The following is an 11,121-nucleotide window of genomic DNA, read 5'->3' on the forward strand; positions in this document are numbered from 1 at the left end:
TGACAACTGCAAGAGTTGCCACTATATCAATTTTATTTTAAAGACAACACTAATCCTTCGTACAACACTAATCTGAAATCCCAATTCAAACCGTATTTTCCACTTTTTGCTATATAAATCAGTTGACAAGCCCTTCCCACTCGAGGAGGGCTTTGTTTTTGAATAGACCAAATACATTTGCATTTCAGCCCCTAAAAAGTTATTTTAGAAAAAAACTCAACAGTAAAATATGCGCAACTTACCTCATCAACGAATTTCAGGATTGTTGCTTGGCCTAGGATTATTCTTCCAAACCCAAGCACAAACCTTTGAAGAAAGAAAACAGCAAGTTTCAAAGGCTCTTCCTTTGGTTGACCAATTATTTAAAACTTATGCCGAGAAAAATCATTTCCCTGGTATGAGCTATGGTATTGTTCTGGATGGAAAATTGATTCATGCTCAAGGAGTTGGCTTAGCGAATCTTGAACAAAACATTCCTGCTACACCCCAATCTGCTTTTAGAATTGCCAGTATGACCAAAAGCTTGACGGCGATGGCAATAGTCAAACTGCGAGATGAAGGTAAACTCCAAATGGACGACCCTGTTTGGAAATATGTGCCAGAAATGAGAAATCAGCAATACGCAACTAAAGATTCTCCTATCATAACAGTAAGAAATCTACTTACGCATTCGGCTGGTTTTCCAGAGGACAACCCTTGGGGAGATAGACAATTGGGTATATCTGAAAAAGAATTTTCTGATTTCTTGAAAAAAGGAATTAGCTTCTCCACTGCCGTTGATACCGAGTACGAATACAGTAATTTGGGATTTGCTTTGCTGGGTGCTATCATCAAAAAAGTCTCAGGAATAGCCTATCAGGAATATATCAATCAGCAAATTTTGAAGCCATTGGGCATGAATCATACCTATTGGGAATATACCAAAGTTCCACAAAAAGAATTAGTCTTGGGTTATCGCTGGTTGGATGGCAAGTGGATTCCGCAACCGCTGGAGCACGATGGCGTATATGGCGCAATGGGCGGACTCATCACAACGATGGAAGATTATGGCAAATATGTTGCCTTTCATCAAACAGGTTGGCCTACAAGTGATGCTCCAGATACAGGTCCAATCAAACGGAGCTCCATTCGCGAAATGCAAAAACCTTGGCAATTCAATAATCTGAATGCCAATTATCAATATCAATCTGGGAGAAAATGTGCTATGGTGAGTGCTTATGGCTATGGTTTGCGCACCTCAGTGGATTGTGATGGCCGTCGAATGGTAGGGCACAGCGGCGGACTGCCCGGATTTGGGAGTCATTGGTATATATTACAAGATTATGGTTTGGGCGTAATTTCTTTTGCCAATAATACCTATTCACCAATGAGCTATATCAATATTCAAATTTTGGATACGCTCTTGGCTACCACCAAACTTGAGCGATACCCGATTCAACCAGCAAAAGTCTTAGAACAGCGATATGTGCAATTGGTAGATGCCGTAAAAGATTGGGAAAATGCAAAAAGTATGAAAATATTTGCAGTAAACTTTTTCGATGATTACCCGATGTCAATATTAGGAAACGATACAAAAACCTTTCAAGAAAAAGTAGGTAAAGTAGTTAAAATTTATCCAATAAAACCTCAAAACAAACTGCGAGGAAGTTTTGTGGTTGAGGGAGAAAAAGGTAAATGTGAAATCAGCTTGACGCTTTCGCCAGAAACCCCAGCCTTGATTCAAGAATACCATTTTAGGGTTTTGTAGCTAAGTATTTGTAAATAGAGCGAATGAGTGATTATGTTAACATTTGTATACTAGCGGTAGAGACGCAATGATTGCGTCTAAAGCTGAGTAAAATTTGGTATAGTAATAACAAAAAAGCGGTTAGAAATTTTTTCCAACCGCTTTTTTGTTAAAAATCAACAGATTTCGACTGGCTTGAGATACAAAGCATTGCCTCTCTACCGGAAAATTCATCTAGTTTCAAAACATTTATTATCTCCCTCAATTGTTCAAGGAGCCATAACAAACTTTAATGCAGAAAATCGTTTGAGAAATTTCTTTCTGAATCACATTAAAAGCGGTAAATTTCTTATAACTTCACTAAAAATCCATATTAACCTATATCAGAAATTCAAATTCTATCTGTATCCATATTTGTCTTCTTGCCAGCTATAAAACCCAATTCCTCATGACACAATCTCTGCACGACTACTTTCGGCATTTTATCGCTACTGTTTGGCTTTTGAATGGGCTTTATTGTAAGGTTTTGGGTCAAGTACCTAGGCATGAGCAAATTGTGGAAACTATTTTGGGGCCTACCTACAGTCATGAGTTAACAATCCTTATTGGGCTATTAGAAATATGCCTTGGAATTATTATATATCTTAATATTCAAGCAAAATTTATCGCTATTTTTCAAATCCTAATCGTGATGACGATGAATCTATTGGAATTTGAATTAGCTCAAGAATGGCTTTTGTGGGGAGCTTGGAATTTAGTTTTCGCCTCACTTTTTTGCCTGATGATTTATCTGCATACTTTTGTATTCAAACCAGTTCGCAAGGAAGTATGAATTTTCTCAAAAAACTACAATCTCATCCATTTCCTGTAGAGGCTTTTTTCAAAAAGTCAGTTGTTGTTACCTGTGCAGTAGAAAAAGAAATTCTTGCCAAATTGATTCCAGCGCCATTACAGCTGGATACTTTTCTTAATTCTTGGGGATTTATAGCCATGGCTTTGGTCGAAACACAACATCTTCGCCCAAAAGGTTTACCAGCTTTTTTAGGAAATGATTTTACACTAATTGGCTATAGAATTTTTGTAAGATATACCAATTCAAAGGGTAAGAACCTCAGAGGTTTATACATTCTAAAATCTGAAACCGATAAAAAAAGAATGGAGTTTCTAGGAAACATTTTTACAAATTACAAATACGAAACTATTGATATTCAGTAAACTAAATGGCAAAACAGTAGGCTTTTCCAATCTAAAACTGGCAGTTTTAAATTACTGTATCAGGAAGATGATGCCGCCAATATGATGTTACCCCTAAACTCTCCTTTTGCAGATTGGAAAGAAGCCAGACGCTTCGCAGGCCCATTACCCTTTACATTTTCTGTGGATAATGTTAATCAAGAAGTAATAATTGTCGAGGGTAAAAGATCATTTTGGGAGCCTAAACCAATACAAATTCAAGATTTTTCCAGCGAGTATATCAACCAACTAACAAAGAACCAATTTCAAATAGCTAGTGGATTTATCATTAAAGATATTCCGTATGAGTGGAGCGCTGGCAAGATAGAAGCATACAAAAATTAGAATAAACTTCTCAAAAACAGGTTTTTATGTAACAATTATCACTGTATGACTTTGGAATAATTGGGATATTTATGACATCATTTTAAAACCCTTTTTTTATTCAACCAAACATATCATACTATGAGAAAGAACATGGGAAGTACCGATAAATTAATTCGTGTCATTATTGCCATGATTGTTGCTGTTTTGTACTTTACGGGGACACTCACGGGCACATTGGGGAATATAGCCATGGTGATAGCAGGCATATTTGTTTTGACAAGTCTGCTTAGTTTTTGTCCGCTGTATACCATTTTGGGAATATCCACTTGCAAGAAATAATAAACAAAAAAGCCCTCTGTAAAAAGGGCTTTTTTTATTCAATCAGAAAGGATTATAATTCAAGTTTGTAGGCAAGTTGTTTTAAATTAATCTCTGCTAATTTGGCCGAGTAGCTAAGGTTGTTCAAACGGTAACCAGAGTTTTCAAAACTTTGCTGAGCTAATTTTACATCCACAATCGTAGCTTGACCAAGCTTGAATTGGTTCATTACCACTTTAAGCAAGTTACTGGCCAATTCATAGTTTTGCTTTTCGGTTTCTAGCAATTTCAACGCGTTGGTATATGATTGCCAAGCCTTCGTAGCATTTGCCTGATAATTTTGGATAAGTGTTTCTTTTTGAATTTTAGCCGTTTGAGTATTAATTCCTGCGATTTGTAATTGACGAGAATTTACCGAACCCGTATAAATCGGAACTGTTAAATTTAAGCCTACTGATGGACCATAGGTTTGGTTCAATAAAGTTAAACCAGCAGCACTTTGGCTTCTGATATAACTCACACCAGCGTTCAGGTTGAGAGTTGGAGACATGCGTGCTTTGGTCTCTTTTTCCAAAAACTGATTTATGGTTATTTGTTGGTCAGCAGCCATGATATCAGGATGAGAGTTGATACTTACTTTAAGTGCATCCCAGTCCAATTTTGCATCCACCAAAATCGTGTCTTGTATTGCAATATTGGATTCTGTTTGTTGGGTCATAGCGCGTAGCAAGTCGGTTTTGGCTTGTTCAATCACTAACTTTTGTGATTGAATCGACTGCGTTTGTGCGTTGACATCCAATTTGGCTTGAATCAAATCTGCATCATTCGACATTCCAACAGACCTTCTTGATTCGATAATTGCCAAACGTTGTTTTGAAACCTCCAAAGATTTTTCAAGTGTTGTCGAAAAGTTTTGCTGTTGAACTACCGCATAATACTTTAGCATTACATCCGCCAAAATTCCTTGAATAACACTATTCAATTGTGTTTGGCTCAGGCGTTGCAACTCGTCCAAACGCTTACGTGTGGTCATAATTCGGTTACCGTTGTATAGCACCATAGTACCCGTAATGTTCACGTTGGTATTGTTGGCGGCAACGTTAGGTCTATTCGTTGAGGTGCCATTACTCAATTCCTGACTCAAACTTGTAACCTGTTGGGTATTTGTTGCGCTACCATTTACAGTAGGCAGAGCACCTGCCACACCCTTATAATTATTGATGGTAGCAATATTCAGCGCATTTTTGGCAATTTGTATATCCAAACTATTCTTTAGCGCCGTATTGACTGCATCCGATAACGTGATACGGTCTTGGGCTATCATCCAAGTAGGGAGACAGGTTGCTAAAAATATATAAGAAAGTCTTTTTTTCATTATTATTTCAATTTCATTAGCCTGAAAAGGAATTAATTTATTTAAAGGGTGATAATTTAAGCTTGTAAAGCCTCCTCGTCATCGACTACAGGTTGGTGGTCTTTTTTTCCAGAAATAAAAGTATAAACTGCTGGAATTACCAAAAGGGTCAATATCAACGAGAACAAGATACCTCCCACAACCACAATACCTAAAGGAATACGGCTGGTAGCAGCTGCACCCAAAGAAAGAGCAATTGGTAATGCGCCCAAAGAGGTCGCCAAACTGGTCATCAAAATAGGACGTAAGCGTTGCGCTGAAGCTTCGATTACCGCCTCAAAGATAGGCAAACCTTCGGCGCGTTTATGGTTGGCAAATTCTACAATTAGGATACCATTTTTAGTTACCAAGCCAATCAACATAATCATCCCGATTTGAGAGAAAATATTAAGCGTTTGATTAAAAACCCAAAGGCTCAACAATGCTCCCGCCAAAGCAAGTGGTACTGTCAACATGATGGTTAATGGATCTTTGAAGCTTTCAAACTGAGCAGCCAGCAACAAATAAATCAATACCAAAGCCAATCCAAACGCAAAACTTGTATTGGATGAGCTTTCGGCATAATCACGCGAGGGACCATTCAAGGCTGTTTGGAAAGTATTATCCAAGGTTTTACCAGCAATTTTTTGCATCGCGTTCACCCCGTCGCCAATGGTTTTACCCTCGGCCAAGGAAGCAGAAATAATAGCTGATTTCAAACGGTTGAAATGATAAATGGTAGCAGGGTTACTACTTTCTTCCAATTTCACGACAGCACTCAAAGGTATCCTTTCTGCACGTGAGTTTGTTACATATACATTGGTAATATCCAATGGTTGCTTACGATCTGTTCTTTCTACTTGCCCAATTACCTGATACTGACGACCATTCATGGTAAAGTAAGCCAAACGACGACCAGAAAATGCGCCTTGAACAGCCGAAACAACATCCTGTGTGGTTAGTCCTAAATCTTTGATTTTGATGCGATCAAATGTCATCAATAATTCAGGTTTATTAAACTTTAAGTTTACGTCAACATTCTGAAAGGTCTTTTCGTTACGAGCCTCTTCCAAGAACTTTGGCAGAACCGATTTGATTTTATTCAAATCAACATTTTGAATAACAAACTGTACTGGTAATGAACTTCTCGAACCAGAACCTACTGAAATAGTTTGCTCTTGTACTGCAAAAATTCGAGCATTATTAAATTGAGAAAGCTTCTCATTGAGGTCTTTGGCAATTTTTTGCTGACTACGTTTACGTGCTGTAGGCTCCACCAATCCTACACGAGCGATAGAGGAGTTTGTACCACCACTACCTCCAAAGCCTGGAACTGCATTAAATACAAAGTCCATTTCAGGAACAGAGTCGCTCAAATAGGTAGTTAGTTCTTCTGCAACATTTTTGGTAAAATCAAAACTCGAACCTTCTGGGGCAGTAATTGTAAAACGCACAGAACTTTTATCCTCCATAGGAGCAATCTCAGATTGAATATCTTTTCCTATAAACCAAATGATGCCAGCACACACCACAACAATCACCCACGCCATCCAACGGATATTCATAAATCCTTTTAGCATTTTTTTGTAGCCATTTTCCATTCCCACAAAAAATGGTTCGGTTTTGAGGTAAAACCATCCATAGGAATGATTTTTACGGCTCATAACCACATTCAGTACAGGCGTGATAGTCAAAGATACAAAGGCCGATATCAATACAGCACCTGCCACCACAATACCAAACTCACGGAACAGACTGCCCACAAAACCTTGCAAGAAAATTACAGGTAGAAACACTACTGCCAACGTCAAGGAAGTTGAAATAACCGCAAAGAAGATTTCTTTACTACCTTCTAATGCTGCCTTGCGAATTGGCATACCCTCTTCGAGTTTTCGGAAAATATTTTCTGTTACTACAATACCGTCATCCACTACCAGACCTGTTGCCAACACGATACCCAATAATGTCAATACGTTGATTGAGAAACCTGCCCAGTACATGACAAAGAAAGTGGCAATCAATGATATTGGGATATCTACCAGAGGGCGAATCGCAATAAGCCAATCACGGAAGAATAAGAAAATAACGATGATTACTAAGCCTAATGAAATAATCAAAGTTTCTTCTACCTCTTTCAAAGAGTTACGAACATTTTTGGTATTGTCAATCAATAATTTGAATTCGATATCCGACTTATTCTCCTTTTTAATTTCTTCTAATCTCTTATAAAATTCATCTGCAATATCAATATAGTTTGCCCCTGGCTGCGGCACTAGCGCCATACCTACCGCAGGAACACCATTGAATTTCCAAGAGGTTTCTAAGTTTTCAGGGCCAAGTTCAATCTCTGCAATATCTCCCAAACGTACAATTCCATCTGCATCCTGTCGAATAATCAAATCACGAAATTGTTGCTCCGAGGTCAAACGACCCATTGCTCGTATGGTCATTTCCGTTCCTGCACCATATATCTTCCCAGCTGGAATTTCCACGTTTTCGCGAGAAAGCGAATTCTGTAAATCAGTAAATGAAATGTTATGTGAGTTCATCAAATCAGGCTTCAACCACAAACGCATTGCGTAGCGTTTTTGTCCCAAGATATTAATCCCACTTACATCATTGATGGTTTGAAAACGTTGTTGCAAAACGTTTTCTGCGTAATCACTTAACTCCAATAAACTTTTTGACTTACTCTGAATAGCCAACAACAAGATAAAATCAGAATTGGCATCAGCTTTGGAAACTACTGGAGGCGCGTCAATATCCTGCGGTAAGTTACGAGAAGCCTGCGCAGCTTTGTCACGCACATCACTGGCAGCAGCCTCAAGGTCCGAGCCGAGGTTAAATTCAACTGTGATGGTACTACGACCAAGGGTACTTGAGGAAGTAATAGAACGAATACCAGGAATACCATTAATCTCTTTTTCGAGAGGTTCGGTAATCTGGTTTTCGATAATGTCAGGGTTTGCACCTGTATAAGAAGTAGACACCGTGACAATCGGGGGGTCAATTGCAGGATAATCCCTCACCGACAAAAATGAAAATCCAACTGCACCAAAAAGTACAATTAAGATATTCATCACAGTAGCAAAGATGGGTCTCTTAAGTGATAATTCTGAAATATTCATAAAATTAATCTAATGCTTTAGTAAACAAATTACGCTGTTGATTGAATAGATAATGGGGGGTTTTGATAAAAAAGAAACCTATTTATCTGAACGCTCCACCTTTCTCACTTTTACCGCTTTTCCGTCACGAGCAAAAAGTACCCCTCCTACTACCACAGTGTCGCCTACGCTTACGCCAGATTTAATTTCTACAAATTCTTCGGTGCGTACCCCTGTAGTTACATCCGTAAATACAGCCTTTCCATTTTTTACTAACACTAACTTTTTGTTTTTATCATCAGGGATTACAGCGTTTGTTGGAATCATAATGCTACTTTTATCAACAGCACTATTGATATAAACTTTGGCAAATGTACCTGGATTGGCATTACATTTCTGAAGAATTGCACGTACTTGAATATTACGAGTTGTCAAATTGATTTGAGGTTCGACAGCAACAACATTTGCTTTACAACGAGTTTTACCTCCTGCATCAATTTCTACCTCTACGACAGTTCCTTTTTTGATGGCAGATGAATACTCTTCTGGGAGCGTAAAGTCAACCTTCAAAACAGAAGTTTGTTGAATCGTTGCAATAATAGTTGTTGGTGTTACATAGGCGCCGTTACTTACTTTTCTCAAACCAACCGTTCCTGCAAAAGGTGCTTTCAATACAGTTTTTTCAAGAAGTGCCTGCGTATATACCATATCGGCTTTTAAAGAATTTACCGTATTCAGAGCAGCATCATAATCCGCCTGATTGATACCATTTACTGCCAATAATTTCGACAAACGTTGTTCTGTTTTCTCTGCCAATTCTAACTGCACCTTTTGTTTGAGCAATTGTGCCTGCAAATCGCCATCAAATATTTTGGCAATCACTGTACCCTTGGCAACTGTGGTACCCTCTGGAACATTGAGGTAGGTGAGTCGTCCACTGATTTCTGGGTGTAGTTCTACGTACTCATTTGCCACCACCGAACCATTTGCCTCAATCACATTAGCAACAGACTCAGGATAAGCCACCACGACATCTACAATTACAGGCTTATCTTCTTTCTTGCCTGATTCCTCTTTTTTCTTACTATTACAACCAGCCATCAGTAAGCACAACGCTATGGCAACTTTTGGGGTCAGTGGAGAGAAATGTGTCTTCATATTTGAATATAACTATTTATTTGGTCTTTTAATTTGAGGGTCTATTATATAAGTTTTGAATGATGAATGTTGGATTAGTTCCGAACGATGGATTCCAAAATATTTCAGATTTGGGATTGCAGATTTCGGAATAAGATTAAATACCTTTATTTTTTTAAGAAATGTAAAAAATTACACTTCCGAAATCCAAAATCCGATATCCGAAATAGACAGTTTTAGAATCCTTCGTACACTCCTAATAATGAGTTATGATTTTCGCCTAGTAAATAATAAACCCACGCTATACAATCATTGTAAAGTTACGTTTTACTTTTTTTTCTTAAATACAAGATCTATTTAGTCAATTTTAAAACTCAAAAAGTTCTGTTCAAAACTCCTTATTTTTAATTTAACCTGTCCAACTTACTAAATTTCAGGAAATTTACTGACCGCTTTTATACGAAATTGAGTTTTATTTCGCCCAACGCCTCATAATATCCGACATGTTTTTTGGAGAAACATCCAACTTAGCTAAATCCTATTTTTGCCAGAGTTGCGCTTTTACATATCCCTTCATCCATTCCTGAGAATGATTAAGTATAAGATTATGTTTTGATAAAAGCTTGGGATAGTCAACTAATTGTGCGTTGGTCACACCACTAACATACCTGAAGAAGGTGTACATCACCTTTGTGAGGAAAGTAAAATAAAAATGATTTGTTGGAAAAAAGTCCACCAACAACCAATTTCCAGATGGTTTTAGAGTGGAATTCAACACAGAGATGATCTGTTTGTCAAGTTTTGATTCAGGAAATAAATCCAAGAAAAACGGGGTAAAAACTACATCAAACAACCCATATTCTTGAAATTTTTCTTCGCCAGCACATACCCATACAATTGGACAGAAATCTGGAACTTGTTTTTGGCTTAGTGCTATCATCTTGGGAGATTTTTCGATATACACCACCTCCGAAGGCTGGCAAATTTGGAGTAACTCGGGCAAAATCCAACCTGTACCACCACCTATCAAAAGTATCCGTTGATGTTTTGGTATCTTTGACAAAAGGCTGATTTGGGCTATTCTAAGCCTTTTTCCAAAGATTAGTTTGCTTAAAAAATCATAATAGGGAGCGATAAAATCAAAATTTTTGTTTTTCATCCGATGCACCCATTCTTCTGAATAGGCATTAATTTAGTGAGGAAATCTCCTGATAAGAATCAACTAATTGAAATATGACAAAGGTATATATAAAAAATATGGTTTGTGACCGCTGTAAATACGTTGTTCGACAAGTGTTTGAACAATCCAACGTATTTCCTGTAACGGTAGAATTAGGTTTGGTCGAAACAGCCCACCCGCTCAGCATCCACGAACAAGAAACAATCTTCACAAAGTTAGAGGACTTTGGTTTTGAGATACTAGCCGATAAACAAGCACAAACTGTCAGTCAAATCAAAGCATTTATCACCGACTATTTGCAAGCCGAAGTACCTATAAATACAACGCTAAAGTTCTCGGTATTGTTGGCAGATAAAATAGGAAAAGACTACAAAGTGCTCAGTCAGCTATTTTCAGAATCTGAACATCAGACCATTGAGCAATATTTGATAGAACAAAAAATCCAAAAAGCCAGCGAACTCCTCACCTACAACCAACTCAATATCAGCGAAATAGCCAACCAATTAGGCTACAGCAGTGTACAGCATCTATCAAACCAATTTAAGAAAGTGAAAGGTGTTACGCCCAGTGAGTTTAGGAGGCAGGGGAAGTGAGGATTATATATGGTGTGGAGCCTATCCACGCTAGTGCTGGATTCCTATCCAGCACTCATTTTTTCTTAGGCTTTTAGCCTAAATCCAGTATCCAAATTGTCGAATCA

Annotated in this window: 10 protein-coding genes; 6 read left to right on the forward strand and 4 right to left on the reverse strand. The window is 37.9% G+C overall.

Going from position 1 to position 11,121, the window contains the following annotated elements:
* The first annotated feature begins 229 nt into the window (after nt 1–229).
* The 5 genes from ACOVQ4_RS20740 to ACOVQ4_RS20760 all read left to right on the forward strand — a co-directional run bounded on the left by ACOVQ4_RS20740 (nt 230) and on the right by ACOVQ4_RS20760 (nt 3,625).
* Complete coding sequence (locus ACOVQ4_RS20740; RefSeq protein WP_421822516.1) at nt 230–1,747, forward strand: serine hydrolase domain-containing protein; 1,518 nt, start codon at nt 230–232, stop codon at nt 1,745–1,747.
* Nucleotides 1,748–2,174: 427 nt separating this feature from the next.
* Nucleotides 2,175–2,558, forward strand: a complete 384-nt coding sequence (locus ACOVQ4_RS20745) for a DoxX-like family protein (protein WP_421822517.1) — start codon at nt 2,175–2,177, stop codon at nt 2,556–2,558.
* On the forward strand, nt 2,555–2,941 hold the full coding sequence (locus ACOVQ4_RS20750; RefSeq protein WP_421822518.1) for a DUF2071 domain-containing protein: 387 nt from the start codon (nt 2,555–2,557) through the stop codon (nt 2,939–2,941). The genes ACOVQ4_RS20745 and ACOVQ4_RS20750 overlap by 4 nt, the downstream gene beginning before the upstream one ends.
* 81 nt (nt 2,942–3,022) lie before the next feature.
* On the forward strand, nt 3,023–3,304 hold the full coding sequence (locus ACOVQ4_RS20755; RefSeq protein ID WP_421822519.1) for a hypothetical protein: 282 nt from the start codon (nt 3,023–3,025) through the stop codon (nt 3,302–3,304).
* A gap of 120 nt (nt 3,305–3,424) precedes the next feature.
* Nucleotides 3,425–3,625: a YgaP family membrane protein gene (locus ACOVQ4_RS20760; RefSeq protein WP_421822520.1), complete on the forward strand. Its 201-nt coding sequence runs from the start codon at nt 3,425–3,427 to the stop codon at nt 3,623–3,625.
* A 52-nt stretch (nt 3,626–3,677) separates the two neighbouring features.
* Here ACOVQ4_RS20760 and ACOVQ4_RS20765 read toward each other — a convergent pair whose 3' ends face one another.
* The 4 genes from ACOVQ4_RS20765 to ACOVQ4_RS20780 all read right to left on the reverse strand — a co-directional run bounded on the left by ACOVQ4_RS20765 (nt 3,678) and on the right by ACOVQ4_RS20780 (nt 10,400).
* A complete protein-coding gene (locus ACOVQ4_RS20765) occupies nt 3,678–4,979 on the reverse strand; it encodes a TolC family protein (RefSeq protein ID WP_421822521.1) in 1,302 nt (433 codons plus the stop codon).
* 56 nt (nt 4,980–5,035) lie between these two features.
* Nucleotides 5,036–8,125: an efflux RND transporter permease subunit gene (locus ACOVQ4_RS20770; protein ID WP_421822522.1), complete on the reverse strand. Its 3,090-nt coding sequence runs from the start codon at nt 8,123–8,125 to the stop codon at nt 5,036–5,038.
* Between the two features lie 78 nt (nt 8,126–8,203).
* Complete coding sequence (locus ACOVQ4_RS20775; RefSeq protein WP_421822523.1) at nt 8,204–9,262, reverse strand: efflux RND transporter periplasmic adaptor subunit; 1,059 nt, start codon at nt 9,260–9,262, stop codon at nt 8,204–8,206.
* 517 nt (nt 9,263–9,779) lie between these two features.
* On the reverse strand, nt 9,780–10,400 hold the full coding sequence (locus tag ACOVQ4_RS20780; RefSeq protein ID WP_421822524.1) for a class I SAM-dependent methyltransferase: 621 nt from the start codon (nt 10,398–10,400) through the stop codon (nt 9,780–9,782).
* A 74-nt stretch (nt 10,401–10,474) separates the two neighbouring features.
* Here ACOVQ4_RS20780 and ACOVQ4_RS20785 point away from each other — a divergent pair, with 74 nt between their 5' ends.
* The gene (locus ACOVQ4_RS20785; RefSeq protein ID WP_421822525.1) at nt 10,475–11,014 is read left to right on the forward strand and encodes a helix-turn-helix domain-containing protein; all 540 of its coding nucleotides are present in this window, start codon (nt 10,475–10,477) and stop codon (nt 11,012–11,014) included.
* Nucleotides 11,015–11,121 lie beyond the last annotated feature (107 nt).

The sequence above is a fragment of the Flectobacillus sp. genome (assembly GCF_049240685.1).
Lineage (GTDB): Bacteria > Bacteroidota > Bacteroidia > Cytophagales > Spirosomataceae > Flectobacillus.